This window comes from Sphingomonas endophytica, from assembly GCF_014199415.1.
Lineage (GTDB): Bacteria > Pseudomonadota > Alphaproteobacteria > Sphingomonadales > Sphingomonadaceae > Sphingomonas > Sphingomonas endophytica.
Map to the genome: position 1 here is coordinate 22334 of NZ_JACIJN010000004.1, position 26458 is coordinate 48791.

At 69.0% G+C, this 26458-nt stretch carries 20 protein-coding genes and 1 tRNA gene; 16 read left to right on the plus strand and 5 right to left on the minus strand.

The genetic code is table 11. The features are described from left to right. Positions 1–52: 52 nt before the first annotated feature. Positions 53–1501 (minus strand): methyl-accepting chemotaxis protein, encoded by a 1449-nt coding sequence (locus FHS97_RS07135; protein ID WP_184035150.1) that lies wholly within the window; start codon positions 1499–1501, stop codon positions 53–55. A 163-nt stretch (positions 1502–1664) separates the two neighbouring features. On the opposite strand from FHS97_RS07135, the gene FHS97_RS07140 reads away from it, so the two are divergent. From FHS97_RS07140 to FHS97_RS07180, 9 genes are all read left to right on the plus strand, one after another. Next, positions 1665–2072: a DUF4126 domain-containing protein gene (locus FHS97_RS07140; protein ID WP_246346524.1), complete on the plus strand. Its 408-nt coding sequence runs from the start codon at positions 1665–1667 to the stop codon at positions 2070–2072. Positions 2073–2160: 88 nt separating this feature from the next. Further along, a complete protein-coding gene (locus tag FHS97_RS07145; RefSeq protein ID WP_184035156.1) occupies positions 2161–2487 on the plus strand; it encodes a DUF2934 domain-containing protein in 327 nt (108 codons plus the stop codon). 66 nt (positions 2488–2553) lie between these two features. Continuing rightward, complete coding sequence (gene glgX / locus FHS97_RS07150) at positions 2554–4650, plus strand: glycogen debranching protein GlgX (RefSeq protein ID WP_246346525.1); 2097 nt, start codon at positions 2554–2556, stop codon at positions 4648–4650. Next, complete coding sequence (gene treZ / locus FHS97_RS07155) at positions 4647–6335, plus strand: malto-oligosyltrehalose trehalohydrolase (RefSeq protein WP_184035159.1); 1689 nt, start codon at positions 4647–4649, stop codon at positions 6333–6335. The genes glgX and treZ overlap by 4 nt, the downstream gene beginning before the upstream one ends. Before the next feature lie 271 nt (positions 6336–6606). After that, on the plus strand, positions 6607–8469 hold the full coding sequence (gene malQ, locus FHS97_RS07160) for a 4-alpha-glucanotransferase (protein WP_184035163.1): 1863 nt from the start codon (positions 6607–6609) through the stop codon (positions 8467–8469). Next, positions 8466–10769, plus strand: coding sequence for a malto-oligosyltrehalose synthase (gene treY, locus FHS97_RS07165; protein WP_184035166.1), 2304 nt, complete (start codon positions 8466–8468; stop codon positions 10767–10769). The genes malQ and treY overlap by 4 nt, the downstream gene beginning before the upstream one ends. Positions 10770–10955: 186 nt before the next feature. Further along, positions 10956–11600, plus strand: coding sequence for a DUF47 domain-containing protein (locus FHS97_RS07170; protein ID WP_184035169.1), 645 nt, complete (start codon positions 10956–10958; stop codon positions 11598–11600). An 18-nt stretch (positions 11601–11618) separates the two neighbouring features. Continuing rightward, positions 11619–12632: an inorganic phosphate transporter gene (locus tag FHS97_RS07175; RefSeq protein ID WP_184035171.1), complete on the plus strand. Its 1014-nt coding sequence runs from the start codon at positions 11619–11621 to the stop codon at positions 12630–12632. Between the two features lie 141 nt (positions 12633–12773). Beyond that, entirely contained in the window at positions 12774–14249 is a 1476-nt protein-coding gene (locus tag FHS97_RS07180) for a DUF4403 family protein (RefSeq protein WP_343053391.1), read from the plus strand. Positions 14250–14317: 68 nt separating this feature from the next. On the opposite strand, the gene FHS97_RS07185 is transcribed toward FHS97_RS07180, so the two are convergent. Together FHS97_RS07185 and FHS97_RS07190 are read right to left on the minus strand one after the other, a co-directional pair. Then, a complete protein-coding gene (locus FHS97_RS07185) occupies positions 14318–14992 on the minus strand; it encodes a porin family protein (protein WP_184035174.1) in 675 nt (224 codons plus the stop codon). 210 nt (positions 14993–15202) lie between these two features. Beyond that, positions 15203–16690: a replicative DNA helicase gene (locus tag FHS97_RS07190; RefSeq protein ID WP_184035177.1), complete on the minus strand. Its 1488-nt coding sequence runs from the start codon at positions 16688–16690 to the stop codon at positions 15203–15205. 85 nt (positions 16691–16775) lie between these two features. On the opposite strand from FHS97_RS07190, the gene FHS97_RS07195 reads away from it, so the two are divergent. Genes FHS97_RS07195 through FHS97_RS07205 form a run of 3 tightly spaced genes read left to right on the plus strand, consistent with a single transcriptional unit; the run spans position 16776 to position 18403 of the window. Then, on the plus strand, positions 16776–17258 hold the full coding sequence (locus tag FHS97_RS07195; RefSeq protein WP_184035180.1) for a UPF0262 family protein: 483 nt from the start codon (positions 16776–16778) through the stop codon (positions 17256–17258). A 31-nt stretch (positions 17259–17289) separates the two neighbouring features. Beyond that, positions 17290–17964, plus strand: a complete 675-nt coding sequence (locus FHS97_RS07200) for a GH25 family lysozyme (RefSeq protein WP_184035183.1) — start codon at positions 17290–17292, stop codon at positions 17962–17964. Beyond that, positions 17957–18403 carry a cytidine deaminase gene (locus tag FHS97_RS07205; protein WP_184035185.1) on the plus strand — a complete coding sequence of 149 codons (447 nt, stop codon included), beginning with the start codon at positions 17957–17959 and terminating at the stop codon, positions 18401–18403. The genes FHS97_RS07200 and FHS97_RS07205 overlap by 8 nt, the downstream gene beginning before the upstream one ends. A 799-nt stretch (positions 18404–19202) precedes the next feature. Here the strand turns inward: FHS97_RS07205 and FHS97_RS07210 are convergent. After that, positions 19203–19286 (minus strand) — tRNA-Leu (locus tag FHS97_RS07210). 109 nt (positions 19287–19395) lie between these two features. Here FHS97_RS07210 and acs point away from each other — a divergent pair. From acs to FHS97_RS07230, 4 genes are all read left to right on the plus strand, one after another. After that, the gene (gene acs / locus FHS97_RS07215) at positions 19396–21333 is read left to right on the plus strand and encodes an acetate--CoA ligase (protein WP_184035188.1); all 1938 of its coding nucleotides are present in this window, start codon (positions 19396–19398) and stop codon (positions 21331–21333) included. After that, positions 21330–22181 (plus strand): formyltetrahydrofolate deformylase, encoded by an 852-nt coding sequence (gene purU, locus FHS97_RS07220; protein WP_184035191.1) that lies wholly within the window; start codon positions 21330–21332, stop codon positions 22179–22181. The genes acs and purU overlap by 4 nt, the downstream gene beginning before the upstream one ends. Positions 22182–22242: 61 nt before the next feature. Continuing rightward, on the plus strand, positions 22243–23217 hold the full coding sequence (locus tag FHS97_RS07225) for a glycoside hydrolase family 43 protein (RefSeq protein ID WP_184035193.1): 975 nt from the start codon (positions 22243–22245) through the stop codon (positions 23215–23217). Between the two features lie 50 nt (positions 23218–23267). Beyond that, complete coding sequence (locus tag FHS97_RS07230; RefSeq protein ID WP_425506295.1) at positions 23268–24200, plus strand: alpha/beta hydrolase; 933 nt, start codon at positions 23268–23270, stop codon at positions 24198–24200. 82 nt (positions 24201–24282) lie between these two features. Here FHS97_RS07230 and FHS97_RS07235 read toward each other — a convergent pair whose 3' ends face one another. Further along, complete coding sequence (locus FHS97_RS07235) at positions 24283–26379, minus strand: malate synthase G (protein ID WP_184035198.1); 2097 nt, start codon at positions 26377–26379, stop codon at positions 24283–24285. Positions 26380–26458: the final 79 nt, after the last annotated feature.

Below are 26458 nucleotides of genomic sequence, written 5' to 3' on the forward strand. Positions count from 1 at the left end.
AGGCCGGGCTCGGGCGAGACCCGTCGCAGGATACAACAGGCCGCCCTGCGCCTTAGAATTCCGACCATTCCTCGTCTGCCACCGCCAGCGCGGTGCCACGCGTGCCGGTGACGGGGCGGCGCGCGGTGCGCGCGAGGTCGCGCCCGGCCTGCGCCGCGCGTGCCTGCAAGTCGTGGACGGGCGAGGCTGGCGCGCTAACCGCACCAGGCGTGGGACGCGTGGCCGCGGCGCCGGTGCGGAAGCGCGCCACTTCGCCGGTCAGGCGCGCGGCCTCCTCGGCGAGGCTGCGCGCGGCGGCGGTGGCTTCCTCGACCATCGCCGCATTCTGCTGCGTGACCCCGTCCATCTCCGACACCGCCGTATTGACCTGTTGCAGACCGGTCGCCTGATGCTCGGCCGATTGCGCGATCGTCGAGACGAGCGTGCTGATCTCGCCGATGCGCGTGATGATCCGCTGGAGCGCCTTGCCGGTCTCGCTGACCAAGGTCACGCCCGCCTCGACCTGCTCGGAAGAGGCGTTGATCTTGGTCTTGACGTCCTTCGCCGCATCCGCCGAACGCTGGGCGAGCGCACGCACTTCGCTGGCGACCACCGCGAAGCCCTTGCCGGCGTCGCCCGCACGCGCCGCCTCGACCCCGGCGTTGAGCGCCAGCAGGTTGGTCTGGAAGGCGATCCCGTCGATGACGCTGATGATCTCGCTGATTTCCGACGATGCGCGCTCGATCCCGCCCATCGCGTCGACCGCGCGCCGCACGACGTCGCCGGAGCTTTCCGCCTCGGCGCGCGCATCGCCGACCGCATCGTTGGCGCGGCGCGCACCCGCGGCGGTCTCGCGCACAGTGGTGGTGATCTCGTCCATTGCCGCGGCGGTCTCCTCCAGCGAGGCGGCCTGCTGCTCGGTACGCTGCGACAGGTCGTCGGATGCCTGGCGGATGTCGGCCGCGCCGCTGTTGATGCCGTTGGCGGCGGTCGTCACCGCGGCGATCGCCGTCGACACCGCCAGCATCGCACGGTTGAAGTCGTGGCGAAGCGCTTCATAGTCGCTGGTGAACGGCTGCTCGATCTGACAGGTCAGATCGTTGTCGGCCAGCCGGCTGAGCCCGGTGCCGAGCGCCTCGACGACCTTGCGCTGCGCCGCCGACGAGATGGCGAGCGCCTGGCCATTGCCGCGGAACACCTCCATCGCCTTGGTCATCCGCCCGACGCAGTCGCGCGAGGCGGTGTAGCGGATCGGGCTGTCGAAGTCGCCGCGCGCCAGCGCTTCCATCCGCACCACGGTGTTGACGTACGGCTCGCAGACCAACGTGCGCGAGACGAGCGCCACGATCGCGACCAGCACCACCGACACGGCGGCGATCGCCAGCGCGGGCGTCGCCGCGAGCAGGCCGAACGCCAGCGCGCCGGTCGCGGCCATCGAAACGAGCGACAGGCCGACATAGATGACGGCCAGCGTCAGAAACTTCGCCCGGACCGGCGCCACATCACGAAACCAGGTAATCATCGCTTTCTCTCCGCACGCACCCGACGCATTGCTGAGCACGATCGGACATTAGCAACCGGCGCTAAACATTATATAAATGATCCAGATCAACGCTGCGCCGACACCCGGTGCAACTTCGCAGCGACTATGTGGTTAGGACGCCGGACTTGCGGAGATGGAAGTGATGTTACGGTCGGTACTGATGGGTGCGGTGGCGGGTGCGCGCGCGATGACGCCGCTGGCCGCGCTCGCCGCCACGCGCGGCGGCACGCGCGCGCCGGTGCTGTCGGCCGGGTCGCTGCTGCTCGCGGCGGGCGAACTGGCCGGCGACAAACAGCGGGCCGCGCCGGACCGGATCGTGCCGGCCGGGATCGCTGGCCGGTTGGTGAGCGGCGCGATCGCCGGCGCGGCGTGCGCGCGGCGCGGCGATCGCGTGGCGGGCGCGCTGGTCGGCGCGGCGGCGGCGATCGCGGCGGCGCACCTCACCTTCCGACTGCGACAGGCCGCAACGCGGCGATGGGGCCAGACCGCAAGCGGGTTGATCGAGGACGGGCTGGCGGTGGCCTCCGCGCTGGCGCTCGCGCGGCGCTGAACCGGCTGATTGGCTTTTTCTTGAACGGGGTTGCGACGATCCGCGCGTTCGGGAGTTTTGGCGGTCAGGGATCAACAGGGGAAAGCGCATGGCCGACGATCGTCACACGCGAATCAGCGAGCACGCCTATCGGCTGTGGCAGCAGGAAGGCGAGCCGCACGGCCGCGATCAGGCGCATTGGGACGAGGCCGAGCGCGCCTTCGCGGGTGAAGGCCCGGTAGCCGATGAGCCCGATCCGCAGGCCGGCGATGCCGCTGCCGCGGGGGCGCCGTTCGCGGCACCGGAACAGCCCGCCGGCGCGGCCGACGCGTCCTCCGACAAGCCCGCCGCCCCTGAAAAGCTGGCGCCCGCGGCCGCTGCCGCCAAGCCGGTGCCCGCAAAGAAGCCCGCCGTACGGCGCAAGCGCACCAACTGACCTGCGCGCCCGCGGGCGCGCCACCAACCTTTCCGCGCCCCATTTCCTCCTGACGGGAGCACATCGTTGCACGACTTGCCGGACCGGCTCCTGCCGGGATCGCCCTATCCGCTCGGCGCCACGTTCGATGGCGAGGGGGTCAATTTCGCGGTCTTCTCCGCCAACGCCGACGCGATCGAGCTGTGCCTGTTCGACAGCGCGGGCAAGCGCGAGCTGAAGCGGCTGCCGCTGACCGAATGCACCGACGAGGTGTGGCACGGTTACCTGCCCGATGTCGGGCCGGGGCTGGTCTACGGCCTGCGCGCGCATGGCCGCTATGCGCCCGAGGAAGGGCATCGTTTCAACCCCAACAAATTGCTGCTCGACCCCTATGCGCGCCGCATCCAGGGGCAGATCAAATGGACCGACGCGCTCCACGGCTATCGCATCGGGCACCGCAAGGAGGATCTGTCGTTCGACAAGCGCGACAGCGCGCCGGCGATGCCGAAGGCAATGGTGGTCGACGATCATTGGGACTGGTCGCGCGATCGGCGGCCGAACACGCCGTGGTCGGAAACGGTGATCTACGAGGCGCACGTCAAGGGACTGACCAAGCTGATGGAGCTGGTCCCGGCGCGCGAACGCGGCACCTATGCCGCGCTCGGCCATCCGGCGGTCATCAAGCATCTGCAACGCACCGGCGTGACCGCGATCGAGCTGCTGCCGATTCACACCTTCACGCAGGACCGCTTCCTGCAGGAAAAGGGCCTGCGCAATTACTGGGGCTATAACACGCTCGGCTTCTTCGCCCCCGAGCAGAGCTATATGGCGACCGAGCATCAGGACGAGCTGCGCCGCGCGGTCCACCGGCTGCACAAGGCCGGGATCGAGGTGATCCTCGATGTCGTCTACAACCACACCTGCGAGGGCAGCGAGAAGGGTCCGACGCTGTCGTGGCGCGGGCTCGACAACGCCAGCTACTATCGGCTGGTCAAGGACAACCCGCGCTACACGATCAACGATACCGGCACCGGCAACACGCTCAACATGAGCAAGGCGCGCGTGATCCAGATGGTCGCCGACTCGCTGCGCTACTGGGCGACCAGCTTCGGCGTCGACGGCTTCCGCTTCGACCTCGGGCTGACACTCGGGCGTGAGGAGCATGGCTTCGATCCCGGCTCGGCGTTCTTCGACGTGCTGCGGCAGGACCCGGTGCTCGGGCGGCTCAAGCTGATCACCGAACCGTGGGACGTCGGGCCCGGCGGCTATCAGCTCGGCAATTTCCCGCCGGGCTTTGCGGAATGGAACGACAAGTATCGCGACACGGTGCGCGAATATTGGCGCGGCGAGCCGGGCAAGCGCCCCGATCTGGCAGCGCGGCTCGCCGGGTCGGGCGACCTGTTCGACCGGCGCGCGCGGCGGCCGTGGGCGAGCGTCAATTTGCTCGCGGCGCATGACGGCTTCACGCTCGCCGATACGGTGATGTACGAGGAGCGGCACAACGAGGCGAATGGCGAGGACAATCGCGATGGCCATTCGCACAACGCCTCGTGCAACTGGGGCGTCGAGGGGCCGACCGACGACGCGGCGATCAACGATGCGCGCGGGCGGGTAATGCGCTCGATGCTGACGACGCTGATGACCTCGCTCGGCACGCCGATGCTGGTCGCAGGCGACGAGTTCGGGCGGACGCAGCAGGGCAACAACAACGCTTATTGCCAGGATAACGAGATCAGCTGGCTCGACTGGAAGGCAGCGAACACGCCCGAAGGTCAGGCGCAGATCGACTTTACCGGGCGGCTTGCTGAACTCAGGCGGCGGTTCGTGGTGCTGCGCAGCCCGACCTTCCTCTATGGGCAGGAAACCGCCGCGGGCGGGGTCAACGATATCGAATGGTGGGACGAGCGCGGCGAGCAATTGTCGCCCGAGGACTGGCAGAACCCCGACGGGCGCGCGTTGATGATGCGTCGTGCGGCTCGCACCGAAGGCGGCGAGATCGAGGCGGTGTCCTTGCTGCTCAACGCCTCGGGTGATCCGGTGACCTTCACCCTGCCCCCGCCCGAGGTCAAGCGGATCGTGCTGATCGACAGCGCGAAGCCCGAGCAGGGCGAGATCGAGATCGACAACAGCTACGAGGTCGCGCCGCAGGGCGCGGTGCTGGTGACGTGGACGAGCGCAGCGTGACCCGCTGGGGCCCGGAACCGCTGGCGGGCGGCGGCACGCGCTTCCATCTGTGGGCGCCCGATGCCGCGAGCGTGACGCTGGAGATCGACGGTGCCGACGCGGCGGCGATGGCGCGCGGCGCGGACGGCTGGTACGCGCTCGACCGGGCCGAGGGACCGGGCACGCGTTATCGCTTCCGGGTCGGCGAACAGGCGGTGCCCGATCCGGCGTCCCGCCTCCAGTCTGGCGGCGTGCATGGGTGGAGCGTGGTCCCGGAGACGCGCTACGACTGGCAACACCCCGACTGGCGGGGCCGCGCATGGCACGAGATGGTGATCCTCGAATGCCATGCCGGGACGCTGGGCGGTTTTTCGGGGATGATCGAGCGGCTGCCGGCGATCGCCGCGGCCGGGATCACCGCGATCGAGCTGATGCCGGTCGGCGCGTTCGGCGGCACGCGCGGCTGGGGCTATGACGGCGTGCTGCCCTATGCGGTGCAGGAGGATTACGGGTCGCCGGCCGAGCTGCGGCGGCTGGTCGATACCGCGCATGGGCTGGGCGTCAGCGTGTTCCTCGACGTGGTCTACAATCACTTCGGACCGGACGGGAATTATCTCGGCGCCTATGCCGCCGACTTCTTCGATGCCGAGGTCCATACGCCATGGGGCGGCGCGGTGGCGGTGGAGCGCGCGCCGGTCGCGCGCTTCTTCGTCGACAATGCGCTGATGTGGCTGCGCGACTATCGCATCGACGGGCTGCGCTTCGACGCAGTGCACGCGATCGGCAATCCGCCGTTCCTCGACGCGATGGCGGCGGAGATCCGCGCCGCGCTGCCCGGGCGGCACGTCCATCTGGTGCTGGAAAATGAAGAGAATGACGCCGCGCGGCTGCGCGACGGCGGGTTCGATGCACAATGGAACGACGACTTCCACAACGTCATGCACGTCCTGCTGACCGGCGAAACCAGTGCCTATTATGCCGACTTCGCGGATCGACCGGCCGAGCGACTGGCGCGGTGTCTGGCCGAAGGGTTCATCTATCAGGGCGAAGCGTCGGCCAACCACGACGGCAAGCCGCGCGGGAGCGCGAGCGCGCATTTGTCGCCGACGCGCTTCGTGGCGTTCCTCCAGAACCACGATCAGGTCGGCAACCGCGCGCTGGGCGAGCGGCTGATCGCGCTGACCGACAAGGCGAAGCTGCGCGCGGCGACCGCGCTCCTGCTGCTGTGCCCGCAGGTGCCGTTGCTGTTCATGGGTGAGGAAGAGGGCAGCGAGACGCCGTTCCTGTTCTTCACCGATTTCCATGACGAACTGGCCGATGCGGTGCGCGAGGGGCGGCGCAAGGAATTCGCCAAGTTCGACGCCTTCGCCGATCCGGAGGCGCGGGCGCACATTCCCGACCCCAATGCCGTGACGACGTTCGAGGCGTCGGTGCCGCGGCCGGGCCCTGAAGCGGTCGAATGGCGGACATTCTATAAAGAACTGCTGACCTTGCGGGGCGAGCGCATCGTGCCGCATCTGGCGGGCGCGATGTCGGTCGGGGCGCAGGTGCTCGGCGAAGCGGCGGTGGTCGCGCGCTGGCGGCTCGGCGACGGGACGACGCTGGGGGTCGCGATCGATCTGGGCGATACGCCCGCGACGCTGCCGGGCGGGGCGGACCCGCTGTTTGTCGAGGGTGAGCGGTTCGTGGCGTGGATCGAAGCGTGAAGAGGTCGGCGACTCCCTCACATCCGTCACCCCGGCGAAGGCCGGGGTCCAGCCGCGTACGTAACATCCGTGGTGCTGCTTGGCTCTGGACCCCGGCTTTCGCCGAGGTGACGGCGGAGATGGGCGCGCACTCATCTCCGCCCCGGCGGACGCCAAGGCCCAGTTGGGGGGCCTCGGCGATCTTGCATGGGCGTTCCGTAACTGGACCCCGGCGTGCGCCGGGGTGGTGGCTTGGTGGGGTAGTGCCGGTTCTTCAGACCGGTCTCCTCGCATGACACTCTCCGAACGCGCCGCCGCCGCCGGCCTCTCGCGCGACTGGGAAGATGCCGATGGCCGGCCGCAGCGCGTCGCCGATGAGGTGCTGGAGGCGATCCTCGGCTGCCTCGACACCACCTCCCCCGGTGTCCCCTTCCTCTCCGCCGATGCCGGGCGCGCGATCGACCTCCCGGCTGGCGTGACAGGCGACGCCGAGCTGCTGCTCGACGACGGCAACCGGCTCGCGCTGACGATCGCTGCCGATGGGACGCTGCCGCCGGTCGAGCGCGTCGGCTATCACCGACTCCATGCCGGTGGGCGCGAATATACGCTGGCGATCGCGCCGCGGCGGTGCGCGCTGCCGAAGCGCGGCTGGGGCGTCGCGGTGCAGGTGCCGAGCCTCCGCGCGAGCACCGACAGCGCGTTCGGTGATGCCGGTGCGCTGGTCGAGGCGGCCGCGTCGTTCGCGCGCGTTGGGGCGCAGGCGCTGGCGATCAGCCCCACCCACGCTTTGTTCCCTGCTGACCCGACGCGCTTCAGCCCCTATTCGCCGTCGACGCGGCTGTTCCACAACGTGCTGCTCGCCGACCCGGCGCTGATCGGATTGCCGCTGCCCCCTGCCCGCGCCACGCCGCTGATCGACTGGCCGCAGGCGGCGCGCGAGCGGATCGCGCAATTGCGCACCGCGTTCGAGCTGGCGAGCGAGGGCGCCTTGTCGGCGGCGCGTACCCATCGGCGGCAGCGCGGTGCGGCGCTGGAGGCGCATGCGCGGTTCGATGCGCTCCACGCGGCGCTGGGCGGGCATGGCTGGCAGGACTGGCCCGCCGCCTATCACGATCCGAACGGCGAGGCGGTGATCCGCTTCGCCGCCGAGCATGAGCGCGAAGTCGCTTTCTACGCCTTCCTGCAATGGCTCGTCGACCTCGGGCTGGCGACCGCGCAGCGCACCGCGAAGGAGCGCATGACGACCGGGATCGTCGCCGATCTCGCGGTCGGGATGGACGCCGGGGGCAGCCATGCGTGGAGCGCGCGCGACGAGTTGCTGACCGGGCTGACGGTCGGTGCGCCGCCCGATCCGCTCGGGCCGGACGGGCAAAATTGGGGGATCACCGCGCTCGACCCGTTCGCGCTGCAGCGCACCGGCTTCCGCGCGTTCATCGAGACGCTGCGCGTCGCGCTCGCGCATGCCGGGGGGATTCGCATCGACCATGCGCTTGGGCTGGAGCGGCTGTGGGTGATTCCGGCGGGCGCGGACGCCAGCGAGGGCGCGTATCTGCGGATGCCGGGCGCGCATCTGCGCCGGATCGTCGCGATCGAGGCGCACCGCGCCGACGCGGTGGTGATCGCCGAGGACCTCGGCACCGTGCCCGCCGGGTTCCGCGACACGCTGGCGGCGCGCTGCATGCTGGGCATGCGCGTCTTGCCGTTCGAGCGCGATGCCGAGGGCGGGTTCGTGCCGTCCGCCGAATGGGACGAGGCGGCGGTGGCGATGACCGGCACGCACGACACCCCGACGCTCGCCGGCTGGTGGAAGGCGCGCGATATCGACTGGGCGGAGCAGCTCGGCCGCAGCGGCGCGGATCGCGCGCGCCGTGCAGCCGAGCGCGCCGCCTTGTGGCAGGCGATGGACAAACCCGGCGACCCGCCCGCCGCGCCGCCGGTCGACGCGATGATCGCGCATGTCGCCAGCGCGCCCTGCCCGCTCGCGATCGTGCCGCTCGAGGATCTGCTGGCGCTGGAGGAACAGCCCAATCTGCCCGGCACGATCGACGAACATCCCAACTGGCGGCGGCGGATGGATGCGTCCACCCCCGCCCTGCTCGCGCGCCGCGACGTCGCGCGCCGGATCGCCCTGCTCAACGCGGAGAGACACGCATGACGCCCCCCCGCGCCACCTATCGTTTCCAGTTCCACAAGGACTTCACCTTCGCCGATGCCGAGGCGCTGGTGCCGTATCTCGACGATCTGGGCATCAGCCACGTCTATGCCTCGCCGGTCACCACCGCCGCGCCCGGGTCGACGCACGGCTATGACGTGGTTGACCCGACGACGATCAACCCCGAACTGGGCGGCGAGGCGGCGTTCCGGTCGCTGGTCGCGGCGCTGCGAGCGCGGGACATGGGGATCATCATCGACATCGTCCCCAATCACATGGGTGTCGCGGGCGACAGCAACGCGTGGTGGCAGGACGTGCTGATGCACGGTCCCGACAGCGCGCATGCCGCGGTGTTCGACATCGACTGGCGCGAGCGGGTCGTGCTGCCGGTGCTCGGCGCGCCGTTGTCCGAGACGCTGGCGAACGGCGACCTCACGCTGGAGCGTGACGGTGCGCGCTGGACGATCGTCGCTTATGGCGAACATCGCTTTCCGGTGCGCGACGCGGATCAGGATACGGCCGACGCGCTCCCGCTCGCAGAACTGCTCGCCCGCCAGCATTACCGGCTCGCTTACTGGCGGGTCGCCAACGATGAGCTGAACTGGCGACGGTTCTTCTCGATCAACGAGCTGGCCGGCGTGCGGATCGAGGACCCGGCGGTGTTCGAGAAGACACACGCGCTCTATTTCCGGCTGCACGACGAGGGGCTGATCGACGGGGTGCGCGTCGACCACGTCGACGGGCTGACCGATCCGATCGGCTATTGCCGCGCGCTGCGGGCACGGCTCGGCGATAACGCGTGGATCGTGATCGAGAAGATCCTCGCCGCCGGTGAGCCGCAGCCGCTCGGGTGGGGGGTCGACGGCACCAGCGGCTACGACTTCATGGAACAGGTCGCCAGCCTGCTCCACGATCCCGCCGGCGCCGAGCCGCTCGGTAGCCTGTGGGAAGAGATTAGCGGACGCAGCGCGTCGTTCGAGCCCGAGGAATTCCAGGCGCGACAGGACCTGCTGTCGTGGCAGTTCAGCGGGCAGCTCGATGCGTGCGTCGCCGCCTTCCACGCAGTCGCGCCGGAGGGCATCACCGCCGCGATGCTGCGCCGCGCGATCGAGCGATTGCTATGGGTGTTCCCGGTCTATCGCACCTATGGCCCCGACGCGCCCGCCAGCGACGCCGCGATCCGGGCGGAAGCGCGCGCGCGCGTCGCCGAGCTGATCCCGCCGGGCGAGACGCACGTCGTCGATCTGGTGCTGGCGTGGCTGGCGGGCGACGGTCCGGCGGAAACGGCCGAGGCGGTGCGGCGCTTCCAGCAACTCTCCGCGCCGATCGCTGCCAAGGCGGTCGAGGACACCGGCTTCTATCGCTACGGCCGGCTGCTGTCGCGCAACGATGTCGGCTTCGACGCCGAACGGATGGGAATAACCCCGGGCGACTTCCACGCGCTGATGGAAGCGCGCGCCCGCGACGTGCCGCACGCGATGCTGACCACCGCAACTCACGACCACAAGCGCGGTGAAGACACGCGCGCGCGGCTCGCGGCGATCAGCGCGCACCCCGCGGCGTGGCGCGCGGCGGCGCTGGCGTGGCTGGAGCGCGACGACGGCGGCGTCGACGATGCCGACCGCTATATGCTGTTTCAGACGCTCGTCGGCGCGTGGCCCGAAAGCGGTGCGACCGCCGACTTCGTCGAACGCGTGACGGCGTGGCAGCAGAAGGCGCTACGCGAGGCGAAGCTGCGGTCCTCGTGGGAAGCGCCCGACGAAGTTTATGAGGCAGCAGCCGCGGCGCTGGTCGAGGCGCTGCCCGGCGATGCCGAAGCGCTGGCGCTGATCGCGCGCACCGTCGCGATGCTCGACGCGACCGCGCAGGACAATGCACTGGCGCAGGTGTTGCTCCGCTACACCGTGCCGGGAGTGCCCGATCTGTATCAGGGCACCGAGTTCGCCGACCTCAGCCTCGTCGATCCCGACAACCGCCGCCCGGTCAATTACGACGCGCGGCGCGTGGCGCTGGCGGGCGACGCTCCGGCCAAGCTGCGGTTGATCGCCGATCTGTTGCGGCTGCGGCGCGACGATCCCGCGCTATTCGCCGATGGCGATTACGCACCGGCACAGGTCGACGGACCCGACGCGGCGCGGCTACTGGCGTTCGAGCGGCGCCACGACGGGCGCGTACTGCGCGTCGCCGTCGCGCTCGGTGGCCGCCGGGCCGGTGGCGACACGCGGATCGTTTTCGCCTCGGGTCACCGCACCGACGCCGCAACGCTGTTCGGCAGCGAGGCGATCTGGTACGAGCGCGGCTGAGCCGGTTTCCCGGACGCCGTTCCGACCGGGAACGGCGGCGGACGGCACGGGAGACGGAATGCGCTCGCCGCGACTCCGGAGTCATGGAATTGTCTTACATGACGTGCACGGGCCGGCTCGGCGTTCGGGCATGATCGTGTCCGGAACGACGCAGATATCCTCAAGAAACGTTCGGGATGGAGTTTGATGTTCGCCTGGTTCCAGCGACTGTTGCCGAAAACCGGCAACTTCTTCGAGCAATTCGAGGGACATGCCGCGATCGGTCTCGCCGCCGCGCACGCCACTGCGCAGTTGCTGGAGGGCGGGCCGGATCGTTCCGCGCTGCTCGTCGAGATCAACAAGCGCGAGAATGAGGCCGACGAGATCACGCGCGACGTGCTGAAAAGCGTCCGTGCGACTTTCCTGACCCCCTTCGACCGCGGTGCGATCACCGCGCTGATCGGCGCGCTAGACGACACGATCGACGAAATGTACGCCGCGGCGGCCGCGATCGACCTGTATGGGCTCACCGAATATGCCCCCGAAATGCGCGAGATGGCGCAGGTGGCGGTCGACGCCGCCGGGCTGGCGGTCGAGGCGATGCCGCTGCTGCGCGACGTGAGCCGCAACGGCCCGCGGCTGCACGAGCTGACCGAGCAGCTGATCCGGCTGGAAGGCCGCGCTGACGATTGCCACGCCGCCGGGCTGCGCCGCTCGCTGGAGCAATATGGCAAGAGCGACACGCTGCGCTTCGTGGTCGAGCGCGAAATCTACAAGCATCTGGAGCGGATCCTCGATGCCTTCGAGGATGTCGCCGACGAGATCGACGGCATCGTCATCGACCACGCCTGACGCCCGGTCGACGCACCCATGCACGAACTCGCCTTTCCGTTGCTGGTCGGCCTGATCCTGGTCGCGCTGGCGTTCGATTACCTCAACGGCCTGCACGACGCCGCCAATTCGATCGCGACGGTCGTCGCCACGCGGCTGCTGTCGCCGGTGCAGGCGGTGGCGTTCGCCGCCTTCTTCAATTTCGCGGCCTATTTCCTGACGCTCGCCGTCCCCAGCCTCCACGCCGTCGCCGAGACGATCGGCAAGGGCCTGATCGATCAGGACGTCATCACCCCTGCGGTGATCTTCGGCGCGCTGGGCGGGGCGATGTCGTGGAACGTCATCACCTGGCTGAAGGGTATCCCCTCGTCGAGCAGCCATGCGCTGGTCGGCGGACTGGTCGGCGCGGGGGTCGCGCACGCCGGGATCACCGGGGTGAAATGGGCCGGGCTCAACAAGACGCTGCTCGCGATCGTGCTGTCGCCGATGATCGGCATGTTCCTCGCGATGGCGGTGATGCTGGTGTCGAGCTGGGCGCTGCGCCGCTCGACCGCGCCGCAGGCGGAGCGCAGCTTCCGCGCGCTGCACCTGCTGTCGTCGGCTGCCTATTCGCTGAGCCACGGGCTCAACGACGCGCAGAAGACGATGGGGATCATCACCGTGCTGCTCTATTCGACCGGCTATCTGAGCGGGCCGTTCGAGGTGCCGCACTGGGTGGCGATCAGTTGCTATATCGCCATCGCTTTGGGCACGATGACCGGCGGGTGGCGGATCATCGAGACGATGGGCTCGCGGATCACGCGGCTCTCGCAGCATCAGGGGTTCAGCGCGTCGCTGGCGGGGTCGATCGTGGTGTTCAGCGCCTCGACGCTCGGCATCCCGGTATCGACCACGCATACGATCACCGGGTCGATCATCGGCGCGGGCGTGTCGCGGCGCGCCTCCGCGGTACGCTGGGGGGTAGCCAAGAATGTCGTCGTCGCATGGGTCATCACGATCCCGGCCTCGGCCGTGGTCGGTGCGCTGGTCTATTCGACGACCTTGCTGTTCTAGGAACCAAGCTTTCCGTCATTGCGAGCGTCGCGAAGCAATCCAGGGCCGGACCACGGCGCCCTGGATTGCTTCGCTGCGCTCGCGATGACGAACGGCAACATGGATCAAATCCGGCCGTTACGGATTGGTAACATCAATCAGGTGACGGAGACCGGCGTGCGGCGCGTGTTGCTCTTTTTCGTGCTGCTCGCCGCGGGTTGCGCGCGGCATGAGCCCTCCCCTGCCCCGCCGCGCGTCGAAAGCGCGATCGCGCCTTTCCCCGACCAGACCTCGACGATCGTCGTTCCCGTCACCGCACGGCTCGACCAGCTCGAGCGCGGGCTCGACAAGCGCACGCCAAGGGTGCTGTGGACGATCGACGAGCATCGCGACAAATGCGTCAAGGGCAAGCGCGTCGACCTCGGGATCGGCAAGGTCAAGGTAACGCCCGATCTCGGCTGCCGGCTGGTCGGGCAGGTCACGCGCGGCACCATCCGCGTGTCCGGGCGCGGCGAGCGGCTCGACATCACCATGCCGGTGTCCGCCGTGATCCATGTCCGCAATATCGGCGGCGTGCTTGGCGAGACGGTGACCGCCCGCGCCCTGGTCCACGCCACCGGCAAGCTCGCGATTGTCGGCAACTGGCAACCGCGCGCGACGCTCGACCTCGCCTATGACTGGCGCGAGCCGCCGGGGATCGAGATCGCCGGGCAGCGGATCACCTTCACCAGCCGCGCCGACCAGAAACTGAAGCGCGTCGTCGCGAAGCTGGAGCGCGACCTGCCCGGCGAGGTGGCGCGGCTCGACCTGCGCGCGCAACTCGACGGCGCGTGGCGGCACGGCTTCACCGTGATCGAACTCAGCAAGCGCAACCCGCCGGCGTGGATGCGGATCGCACCGCGCGCCCTCGGAGTCGGCGGCTATCGCGTCGCGGGGCGCGAACTGCAACTGACGCTCGCCGCCGAGGCCCTGACGCAGACGTTCGTCGGCAAGCGGCCCGCCGATCCCGCGCCGACGCCGCTGCCGCCTCCGTCACGGGTCGCGGGGCAGCCCGGCTTGCGGTTCTTCATCCCGGTACTGGCCGATTACGCCCAGCTCGAGCCAGTGGTGTTGCGAACGCTGCGCAAGCTGGCGGCGAAGGGCATCTCGCTGACCGGCGTCGGCGCGGTCGACGTCGATTTCGGCAGGGTGACGGTCTATGCCACCAGCAACAACCGGCTTGCGGTGGGCGTCACCGCGCGGGTGGTGCCGCGCGACCGGCGCTTCCCCGCGACCAGCGGCGAGGCGTGGCTGACCGCGCAGCCGTATAACGAGGAAAATTCGCAGCTGGTGCGCGCGCGCGACGTGCAGCTGGCGGCCGACACCGACTCGGATGCGGTCGACCTGATCGTCAGCCTGCTCGACGCGACCCAGGTGCAACAGGCGGTGGCGCTGGCGTTGCAGCACGATTTCGCGCCCGATTACCAGCAGGTGCTCGCCAAGGCGCAGGCGGCGATCGGTGCCCGACAGCAGGGGGACTTCTTCCTGTCGACCGACGTGACGCGCGTGACGACCGGGCGGTTGCAGGTGACCGGTGCCGGGTTGTTCCTGCCGGTCCGCGCCGAGGGCGTGGCGCGGATCGCCTATCGGCCGCGGTGACGATCCGCCGTTCCCGGTCCGTCTGTCCGTCACCTCGGACCTAATCCGCGGTGACGGAGTGAAACGGTCTAGAACCGCCAGCCGAGCGCCAGTTGCGCGATCGGCCAGACCTTCACCTTGTCGACATCTTTCTGGAGCGACACGCGCTCGCGCTCCAGCGCGGCCTGGAAGGCGGGATCGTCGCGCAACGTGCCGGTCGCGCGGAATTGCTCCAGCTTGAACGCGCCTTGCAACAGCACGCCCAGTTCCGCGCCGAAGTAGAAGCCGCGGCGGTTCTGCCCCGCCCAGCCGAGCGACACCGCCGGCGCGACCTTCTTCGGTGCGGCACGACCGGTGAGCCGGCCGATCTCGGCTGCGGTATATTCCTCCTCGCCGACCGTCACGTCGCCGCTCGGGGTCAGCCCGAGATCGACGCGGGTGCGGTTGATCCGCGCACCGGCCGACAGGCGGAACGCGCCGCCGAACGGATGGACATCGACCATCGCGCCATAGGATTGCAGGCGCGCCTTGGCGTCATATCTGTTGCCATCGGATTCGGCATGGCCGCTGCCGCTCAGGAACCCCGCCGCGGCGCGCACGCCGAGGTGATCGTTGAAGCGCACCCCCACTTCCGGGCCGATCCCCATCGTCCCCGCGGTCACCGCCGCACGGACATGCGTGCCGCCATCGGCGTTCTGCGCCAGTGCCGGCGCGGCGCCCAGCATCAGTCCGGCCGCAACGGCGACCGTCCACATCGTCTTCATCTCATCCCCCATGATGGCCGCCCCCCGGCGGCGCGCGACCGTCCATGCGCGATCGGGCGCGCCGGGTCTTCCCTGATATGGGTTAGCGCGATGGTAACGTGGCTCATTGCGGCCGCGTTGCGGGCGAGGGGGTTGAGCGGCTTTGGTTTTCAGCCGCTGCCCACGTCGATCTCCCCGCAGCAGGTCCGGCACGATACCGGGTGAACGCTCCTAAAAGCCGGCATAATCCGAGAAGCGCGTGATCGTCGGGTCGAACTTGAGCACCACCTTGCCGGTCGCGCCGTGACGCTGCTTGGCGACGATCAACTCGGCGAGCCCGTAGACGCGCTCCATGTCCGCGGCCCAGCGCGCGTGATCCTCGAACACCTTGGCCTCGTCGCCCTCCATCGGGCGCTTGGGCTCGCGCTGCGCGGTGTAATAATCCTCGCGGAACACGAACCACACCATGTCGGCGTCCTGCTCGATCGACCCCGATTCGCGCAGGTCCGAGAGCATCGGGCGCTTGTCCTCGCGGCTTTCGACCGCACGGCTGAGCTGCGACAGCGCGAGCACCGGGACGTTCATGTCCTTCGCTAGCGTCTTGAGCCCGCGCGAAATCTCCGAGATTTCCTGCACGCGATTGCCGTCGCCCTTGCCCGAGCCGGTCAGCAGCTGGAGATAGTCGACTACCACCAGCCCGATCTCGTTGTTATGCCGGCGCTGGAGCCGGCGGACGCGCGTGTGGAGCGAGGCGATCGTCAGGCCGCCGGTATCGTCGATGAAGAACGGCAAGGTCTCCAGCTCGGCCGCCGCCGCCGCGAGCTGCTCGAACTCGGCCTTGCTGATCTTGCCCATGCGCAGCGCCTCGGAGCTGATGCGCGACTGTTCGGCGAGGATACGCGTCGCGAGCTGGTCGGCGCTCATTTCGAGGCTGAAGAACGCGACCTTCGCGCCGACCGATTTCGACGGCGGGATGCCGTCGCGCATGTCGCGCATCCAGCGTTGCGCGGCGTTGAAGGCGATGTTGGTGGCGAGCGAAGTCTTGCCCATGCCGGGACGCCCGGCGAGGATCATCAGATCGCTGTGGTGCATGCCGCCGATCTTCGAATTGACCGAATCGAGCCCGGTGGTGACGCCCGAGAGATTGCCGCCCCAGTTGAGCGCCTTCTCGGCCATCTTGACCGCCATCGTGCTGGCCTGCGCAAAGCTCTTGACGCTGTTCTCCGCCCCGCCATCGGCAGCGACGCGGTAGAGTTCCTCCTCCGCAGCCTCGATCTGCGCGCGCGGATTAACCTCCTCGCTGGTGTCCATCGCGCGGTCGACCATCGAATGGCCGACCGAGACGAGCGTGCGCAGCATCGCGAGATCGTAGATCTGCGTCGCGAATTGCCGCGCGCCGATCAGCCCCGCGCCCGAGCCGGTCAGGCTGGCGAGATAGGCGACCCCGCCCAGCTCCTTGATCCCCTCGTCGGCCTCGAACATCGGGCGCAGCGTGACGGGCGTGGCGAGCATGTCCTGCGATCGCAGCGACTTGATAGCGGCGAAGATCCGGCCGTGGACCGGCTCGTAGAAGTGCATCGGCTCGAGCCGGTCGACGATGTCGTCGGCCAGCCGGTTGTCGATCATCATCGCACCGAGCATCGCGGCCTCGGCCTCGACGTTGCGGGGCAGGTGAACGGGTTCGGCCGAAGCCGGTTGCGGGAATGCCAGAGTCGCCATTTCCCCGGCTATAGTCGATCCGGCCGCGTCGCATAACCGGGGATCGACGTTGTCGCGGCGCGACTTCGGCTTTAACGGGACACGGATGGCCGATCCGCGGATCATCGACATCGAACTCGACGAGCGCACGATCCTGTGGCGCTCGGCCGATATCGAGCAGGAACGGCGGATCGCGATTTTCGACCTGATCGAGGACAATCACTTCGCGCCGCAACGCGCACAGCCCGACGATTATGCCGGGCCGTACCGCGTCAAGCTGGGCGTCGAGGAAGGGCGGCTGGCGATCCACATCGCGCGCGAGGACGGCACGGCGCTGGAGACTTTGGTGCTGGGGCTGGCGCGATTCCGGCGGCCGATCCGCGACTATTTCGCGATCTGCGACAGCTACTTCCAGGCGATCCGCCAGTCGACGCCCGCGCAGATCGAGACGGTCGACATGGCGCGGCGGGGGATCCACAACGACGCCGCCGCGCTGCTCCGCGAGCGGCTGGACGGCAAGATCGATATCGACTTCGACACGGCGCGGCGGCTGTTCACGCTGATCTGCGTGCTGCACATCAAGGCTTGAGTGACGGATTATGTGGGGTTTGGGACGGCTCGTGCTGGTTCTGGCCGCGTTGGCGCTGGCCGGCGTGGCAGGGTGGCGGCTCGCGGTGCGCTGGGCACCGGGGGGCGAGAAATATCCGGTGCAGGGCGTCGACGTGTCCGAAAATACCGGCACGATCGTCTGGCCGGTGCTCAAGGGTGCGTCGGGCGCACGCTTCGGCTATGCCGTGGCGACGGTCGGTGCCACGACGCGCGACCGCAACTTCCAGGCGAACTGGGATGCGATGGCCAAGGTCGGGCTGAAGCGCGGCGCGGTGCACGTCTTCTCCTTCTGCCAGTCGCCGCGCGTGCAGGGCGACGTGTTCAACACCGTCGTGCCGCGCGACCTGAAGGCGCTGCCCGCCGCGATCGCGTTCGACTATGACGAGACCTGCCCCGACCGCCCGGAGCGCGCCGCGCTGATCGCGGGGGTGCGCGCGATGATCGAGCGGATCGAGGCGCATATGGGCAAGCCGGTGGTGCTGCGCATTTCGGGCAGGGTCGAGGACGATTACCGGCTGACCGAGGCGTTCGACCGTAAGTGGTGGGCGATGGGCAATTTCCTCAAGCCCGGCTATGGCACGCGGCCATGGTCGGTGTGGCGCGCCAGTGACATGCGCGGCGTCGACGGGGTCGATGGCCCGGTCGACTGGGATGTGGCGACAGAAGGAGCCTTCAAGGATGAGTGACGCCCCCCGGCTGATCGCCGCCGCGCGCGAGGCGGCGCGCCATGCCCATGCACCTTATTCACGCTTCGCGGTCGGCGCGGCGGTGCTGCTGACCGATGGCAGCATCGTGACGGGGGCGAATGTCGAGAACGCCAGCTACGGCCTGTCGCTGTGCGCAGAGACGGTGGCGATCGCGACCGTCTCCGCGCAGGGGCGACTGCGCGAGGTGGTCGCGGTGGGGGTGATCGGCGGGGCGATGGATGCGGCGGGGCGCGCGCGAGGCGATCAGCCGGTGCGGCCGTGTGGGCGCTGCCGGCAGGTGCTCAACGAGGCGGCGCAGATCGGCGGACGCGATCTGGCGGTGCATTGCGCGGGCGCCGAAGGAGGCGAAATGGCGAGCTACCGGCTGAGCGACTTGCTGCCCGATGCGTTCGGGCCGGGGGATCTGGGGATTTCTTGAGGTCCGGGGAGTAAACCCAGTTCTGTCGCCCCGGACTTGATCCGGGGCGCCGCTTCTTTTCTCGGGCACGGGGAAGAAGAAGCGGGATCCCGGGTCGAGCCCGGGATGACGGCGGAGATTGGGCGGGGGGCCGCCCCAAATGCCGTCACCCCTGCGGAGGCAGGGGCCTATCTCTGCTTCGTCCGGGTGCGGTGGCTGACACATGCACCGCCGCTCCCGTGACCGCCGCCGCGCAACACGACACAGACATGGGCCCCTGCCTCCGCAGGAGCGACCGTATCTGGGATCCACCTGCGACCCGCCCCACACGCCGTCGCCCCTGCGGAGGCAGGGGCCTATTTCTGCTTCGTCCGGGTGCGGTGGCTGACACATGCACCGCCGCTCCCGTGACCGACGCCGCGCGGCACGACACAGACATGGGCCCCTGCCTGCGCAGGGGCGACGGTATCTGGGATTAACCTCCGACCCGCCCCAAACGCCGTCGCCCCTGCGGAGGCAGGGGCCTATCTCTGCTTCGTCCGGGTGCGGTGGCTGACACATGCACCGCCGTGCCCGTGACCGCCGCCGCGCAGCACGACACAGACATGGGCCCCTGCCTTCGCAAGGGGCGACGGTATTTGGGATTCACCTGCGACCCGCCCCAAACGCCGTCGCCCCTGCGGAGGCAGGGGCCGGTCGCTGTACCGTCCGGGTGGGATGGTCGACACATGCACCGCCGCTCCCGTGACCGCCGCCGCGCAGCACGACACAGAGATGGGCCCCTGCCTGCGCAGGGGCGACCGGCGTTTTTGTTTGGTGGTGGTGCGGGCGGTCGGACTCGAACCGACATGTATTGCTACGGCAGATTTTGAGTCTGCTGCGTCTACCATTTCGCCACGCCCGCAGCGTGCGACCGGCGGCGCTATAGGACAGCATTTCGGCGCTGGCTAGCTGTCGCTGTCTTGACCCATCACCCGCTTAGGCGTCATCGCACATCGCCATAGGAGAGCTGCATGAGCGATAGCGTGTACCCCGCCCCCGCAGGCACCGAGAACAGCATCGACGCCGCGCGCGCCGCCGCCGCGTGGCAGCGCTCGGTCGAAGACCCCGACGGCTATTGGCGCGAGGAAGCCCGGCGGCTCGACTGGATTGAGCCCTTCACGCAGGTCAAGGATTCGTCGTTCCACGAGGCCGCTTTCCGCATCCGCTGCTTCGCGGACGGCGTGCTCAACGTCTCGGCCAATTGCGTCGACCGCCATCTGGAAACGCGCGGCGACCAGAGTGCGATCATCTGGGAAGGCGACCAGCCCGGCGAGACGAAGACGCTCACCTATCGCGAATTGCATCGCGACATGTGCCGCTTCGCCAACGTCCTCAAGTCACTGGGCGTCGCGAAGGGCGACCGCGTCACGCTCTACCTGCCGATGATCGCGGAAGCCGCGGCGGCGATGCTCGCCTGCACGCGGATCGGCGCGATCCATTCGATCGTGTTCGGCGGCTTCTCCCCCGACAGCCTCGCCAACCGCATCCAGGATTGCGACTCGAAGCTGGTGATCTGCGCCGACGAGGGCTGTCGCGGGGGCAAGCGCATCCCGCTCAAGGCGAACGTCGACAAGGCGGTCGCGCACTGTCCGAGCGTCGAGCACGTGCTCGTGATCCGTCGCACCGGCGGCAATGTGGCGATGACCGAAGGCCGCGATATCTGGCTGCACGAGGCGCTGGACGGCGTCGGCGACGAATGTGCGCCCGAGCCGATGAGCGCCGAAGATCCCTTGTTCATCCTCTACACCTCCGGGTCGACCGGCAAGCCGAAGGGGGTGCTCCACACCACCGGCGGCTATCTGCTGTGGGTGACGAAGACCTTCAGCGACGTGTTCGATTATCGCGACGGCGAAATCTACTGGTGTACCGCCGACATCGGCTGGGTCACCGGGCACAGCTATGTCGTCTATGGCCCGCTCGCCAACGGCGCGACCACGGTAATGTTCGACGGGGTGCCGAACTATCCCGATCATGGGCGACTGTGGGAGACGATCGACCGGCTGGGCGTCAACATCCTCTACACCGCGCCGACCGCGATCCGTGCGCTGATGCGCGAGGGCGACGACTGGGTGACGCGCCACGACCGCGGGTCGCTGCGGCTGCTCGGCACGGTCGGCGAGCCGATCAACCCGGAGGCGTGGACCTGGTATCACCGCGTCGTCGGCGGCGGGCGCTGCCCGATCGTCGATACCTGGTGGCAGACCGAGACCGGCGGAATCCTGATTTCGCCCCTGCCCTATGCCACCGACCTCAAGCCGGGTTCCGCGACCAAGCCGCTGCCGGGCGTGCAGCCGCAGCTCGTCGATGCCGAGGGCAAGGTGCTGGACGGCGCGGCCGAGGGCAATCTGTGCCTCACCGACAGCTGGCCGGGGATGATGCGCACGTTGTGGGGCGATCACGACCGCTTCTTCCAGACCTATTTCAGCACCTATCCCGGCAAATATTTCACCGGCGACGGGTGCCGGCGCGACGAGGACGGTTATTACTGGATCACCGGCCGCGTCGACGACGTCATCAACGTCTCCGGGCACCGCATGGGCACCGCCGAGGTCGAGTCGGCGCTGGTCGCGCACGCCAAGGTCGCCGAGGCGGCGGTGGTCGGGATGCCGCACGAGGTGAAGGGTCAGGGCATCTACGCCTATGTGACGCTCAACAGCGGCGTCGAACCGTCCGAGGACTTGCGGACCGAGCTGCGGCAATGGGTGCGGGGCGAGATCGGGCCGATCGCCAGCCCCGATGCGCTGCAGTTCGCCCCCGGCCTGCCCAAGACGCGCTCGGGCAAGATCATGCGCCGCATTCTGCGCAAGATCGCCGAGAACGACACCGGCAGCCTCGGCGACACGTCGACGCTCGCCGATCCCTCGGTGGTCGACACGCTGGTCGCCGAACGCGTGGAGCACGGCAAGTGACGAACGACGTCTACGTACTGCGGCTGTCGTGCCGCAACCGTCCGGGGCTGGTGGCGCGGGTCGCCACCTTCCTTGCCGAGCGCGGTGGCGACATCATCGATGCGCAGCAATTCGACGACCAGCTGAACGAGCATTTCTTCATGCGCGTCGTCTTCGCGCTCGCCGACAGCGACGCGACGGCGCTGCGCGACGCCTTCGCGCCGGTGGCGACCGAGATCGGTGCCGACTGGACGCTCCAGCCCAAGGCGCGGCTGCCGCGCGTGCTGCTGATGGTGTCGAAGTTCGACCATTGCCTCGGCGACCTGCTCTACCGCCAGCGGCTTGGCGAGCTGCCGATGGACGTGGTCGGCGTGGTCGGCAACCATCCGCGCGACGCGCTGACCGTCGATGTCGGCGCGGTGCCGTACCATCATCTGCCGGTCACGCGCGACACCAAGCCGGCGCAGGAGGCGGCGGTGCGTGCGCTGGTCGAGCAGACCGGCGCGGAGCTGGTCGTGCTCGCGCGCTACATGCAGGTGCTGTCGGACGAGATGGCGGCGTGGCTGGCGGGGCGCTGCATCAACATCCACCACAGCTTTCTCCCCGGCTTCAAGGGCGCGAAACCCTATCATCAGGCGCACGAGCGCGGGGTGAAGATGATCGGCGCGACCGCGCATTACGTCACCGCCGATCTCGACGAGGGGCCGATCATCGCGCAGGACGTCGAGCCGATCGGCCATGCCGACACGCCCGACGATCTGGTCCGCAAGGGCCGCGATATCGAACGCCGCGTGCTCGCCGAGGCAGTGCGGCTGCACCTCGACGGACGCGTGCTGCTGAACGGCCGGCGCACGGTGGTTTTTCGCTGAGACGGGGGTGACAGCGCCGCGGCGTTAGCGCTATCTTGCCGCGAAACGGCGGGAGAGAGCGATGGTCGGGTTTCGGCGGATGGCGTGCGCCATCGGGGCCTTGGCGATGCTGGCGGGGGCGAGCGACGCGCCCGGATCGAACCCGATCATCCGCGACAAATTCACCGCCGATCCCGCGCCGCTGGTCGTCGGCGACCGGTTGTACCTGTATGTCGGGCATGACGAAGCGCAGCGCGACGAAATGTTCAACATGAAGGAATGGCTGGTCTATTCGACCACCGACCTCAAACATTGGACCGATCACGGCGCGATCATGAAGGTCGCCGACTTCAAATGGGCGAAGGCCGATGCCTGGGCGTCGCAGGTCATCCAGAAGAACGGCAAATTCTATTTCTACGCCGCGGTCGAGCACGACAAGACTCACCCCGGCAAGGCGATCGCGGTGGCGGTGTCCGACACGCCGACCGGCCCATTCCGCGACGCCAAGGGCGCGGCGCTGATCACCAACGAGATGACGCCGAAGGGCACGCACAGCTGGGAAGATATCGATCCGACCGTGCTTACCGACGATGACGGGACGACGTGGATCGCCTGGGGCAACCGGCAATGCTACATCGCCAGACTGAAGCCCAACATGATCGAGATAGACGGACCGATCACCGAGATCACGCCGCCGCATTTCGAGGAAGGGCCGTGGCTGCACAAGCGCGGCAAGCTGTATTATCTCACCTACGCCTCGCTCGACCGCAGCAAGCACCGCGACGAGAAAGTGTCCTATTCCACCGCGCCGTCGCTCAAGGGGCCGTGGACCTATCGTGGCGAGCTGACCGGATCGGGCAAGTACAGCTTCACGATCCATCCCGGCATCGTCGAGTATAAGAAGAACTGGTACCTGTTCCTGCACAATGCGACGCTCGCGATTGGCGATCTGAACGGCTCGATCGGACGACGCGCCGTGACGGGCGAGCGGCTCCATTATAATCCGGACGGCACGATGAAGCCGGTGGTGCAGACCGAGGCCGGCGTGTCGCGCTAGACGCCTCGCTGTCGAACAAGATGATAACGATACCAATCATGGAGGGAAGGATGTTGAAGGCAAGGGCCCGGTCGATGGCGCTGCTCGGCGCGATCGCGATCGGCACGTTCGCGGTGCCGGCGACGGCGCAGAAGGACCAGATGACGCCGATCGCGGCGCCGGCGCAGCCCGACGCGATCACGCTCGACACCGGGCCGTTGCCCGACGCGCCGAACAAGGAAGCGTGGCACCGCCAATATGGCAGTACCTTCACGCGCAACGTGACGGTCGCAACGCTGACGCCGTTCCTCCCCGCCTCCGGCACCGCGACCGGCGCGGCGGTGGTGGTCGCGCCCGGCGGCGGGTTCCGCACGTTGTCGATGGAAAACGAAGGCTGGGACGTCGCCAGGGCGCTCGCCAAGCGCGGCGTCGCCGCGTTCGTGCTCAAGTACCGGCTGAACCAGACCCCTGCCGACATGCCGGGGTTCGAGAGGTCGATGGCCGAAATCTTCGGCGGTTCCGCGCCGCGCCCGCGGGTCGATCCGACCGCGATGACCGCGCGGCTCGGCCCGCAGATCGCCGATGCGCGCGCGGCGTTCGCGCTGATCCGCCGCCGCGCCGCGGAGTGGCGGGTCGACCCCGACCGGATCGGGATGATCGGCTTCTCGGCCGGCGCGATGCTGACGATGGCCACGACGCTTGCCGGGCAGGATGCGAAGCCGGCGTTCGTCGCGAACATCTACGGCCCGCTCGGCGCCGTCGACGTGCCGGCCGATGCGCCGCCGCTGTTCGTCGCGCTGGCGGCGGACGATCCGTTCTTCGCCAATGACGGGATCGGGCTGGTCGACAAATGGCGCGCGGCGAAGCGGCCGGTCGAGTTCCACCTCTACGAACAGGGCGGGCACGGCTTCGGCATGTACCAGAAGCCGACGACCAGCACCGGCTGGTTCGATGCCTATGTGCGTTGGCTGGCGATGCACGGAGTGCTCGCGAAGAAGCCATGAGCTTCGCCTGCGCCGTCGCCCCGGCCGCAAGCCGGGGCGACGCTTCGTCGTCCGCCGCCAACAGGCGCGGATCAGGACGACGTCAGGACGCCCCCTCCGCCTTGGCGCGGCGGCGGAAGTGGTGGAGCAGCGGTTCGGTATAGCCGTTCGGCTGTGCCTGCCCCTCGAACACCAGCGCCCGCGCCGCCTGCCTCGCGAGACTGTCGGGCGTGAGCGGTCGATAGTTCGGATCGTCGGCGTTCTGCGCATCGACGCGCGCCGCCATGCGCGTCAACGCACCCTCGACCTGCGTCACGGTTGCGACCCCGTGATGCAACCAGTTGGCGAGATGCTGCGACGAGATGCGCAGCGTCGCGCGATCCTCCATCAGGCCGATGTCGTGGATGTCGGGCACCTTGGAGCAGCCGACGCCCTGATCGATCCAGCGCACGACATAGCCGAGAATGCCCTGCGCATTGTTGTCGAGCTCGTCGGCGATCTCCTGCGCCGACCAGCGCCGCCCGCCCGCGAGCGGGATCGACAGCAGCGCGTCGAGCGGCGCGACCGGCTCGGCCGCGCGCGCCGCCTGCCGCGCGGCGACGGAGAGGCGGTGGTAATGCGTGGCGTGGAGCGTCGCGGCGGTCGGCGACGGCACCCAGGCGGTGGTCGCGCCGGCGCGCGGATGCGCGACCTTCTGCGCCAGCATGTCGCGCATCCGGTCGGGCGCGGCCCACATCCCCTTGCCGATCTGCGCGCGCCCCGCGAAGCCGCACGCCAGCCCGATCTGGACGTTGCGATCCTCATAGGCCGCGATCCATGCGGCGTCCTTCATCTCCGCCTTGCGGACCATCGGCCCGGCCAGCATCGACGTGTGAATCTCGTCGCCGGTACGATCGAGGAAGCCGGTGTTGATGAAGACGATCCGCGCACGCACCGCGTGGATGCACGCGGCGAGATTGGCGCTGGTGCGGCGTTCCTCGTCCATGACGCCGACCTTGATCGTGTGCCGCGCCAGCCCGAGCAGATCCTCGACCGCGTCGAACAGCCGGTCGGTGAACGCCACCTCGTCGGGGCCGTGCATCTTCGGCTTGACGAGGTAGATCGACCCGGCGCGCGCGTTGCGGCGCGCGCCGCGCAGGTCGTGGAGCGCGATCAGGCTGGTGACGACCGTGTCGAGGATCCCTTCCGGCGCCTCGCTGCGATCCGGGAGCAGCAGCGCCGGCGTGGTCATCAGATGCCCGACGGTGCGGACGAACAACAGGCTGCGTCCGGGCAGCGAGAAAGGATCTCCATCGGGTGCGACATAGCGGCGGTCGTCGTTCAGGCGGCGGGTGACGGCGCGCCCGGCCTTCTCGAACGTCGCCTCCAGATCGCCGCGCATCAACCCCAGCCAATTGGCATAGGCCGCGACCTTGTCGGCGGCATCGACCGCGGCCACCGAATCCTCGAGATCGCAGATCGTGGTCAGCGCGGATTCGAGGACGACGTCGGCGAGCCCGGCGCGGTCGGTGCGGCCGATCGGGTGGGTGCGGTCGATCACCAGTTCGATGTGCAGCCCGTGGTGACGCAGCAGCCAATTGTCGCCCGCGCGCCCGGCGAGCTGCGACGGGTCGGCCAGCGCCGGCGCGTCCCCGGTCCAGTCGCGCCAGCTCCCCTGCGCGAGCGGCACCGCATCGTCGAGGAAAGCGCGCGCCCAGTCGATCACCTGCGCGCCGCGCGCGGGGTCGTAGCCCGGACCGGCGGGCGTGCCCGGCACGGCGTCGGTGCCGTAGAGCGCGTCGTACAGGCTGCCCCAGCGCGCATTGGCGGCGTTGAGCAGGAAGCGCGCGTTGAGAATCGGGACGACCAGTTGCGGTCCGGCCACGCGCGCTACTTCGTCGTCGACCACGCCGGGCGCGATCGTGAACGGCGCGGGTTCGGCGACCAGATAGCCGATCGCGCGCAGGAAGGCCTGACAGACGGCGGCATCGTGCGGCTGCCCGGCGCGGTCGCGATGCCAGGCGTCGATCTGCGCCTGCATCGTGTCGCGCTGACGCAGCAGCGCGGCATTCTCGGGCGCGAAGCGCGCATAGAGCGCGGCCAGTCCGCGCCACAAGGCGTCGGCGGCGATGCCGGTGCCGGGCAGAGCGCGCTCCTCGACGAAGGCGGCGAGTGCGGGTGCGACGTACAGCCCGGCGCGCGCCGCATAAGGGTCGGTCATCGTCGATATCCTCCTGGCCAACGGCCATAAACGGCCCGCGCCCCGGTCGGTAGCGGACAAAGCGGCGAAACGCCTTGCC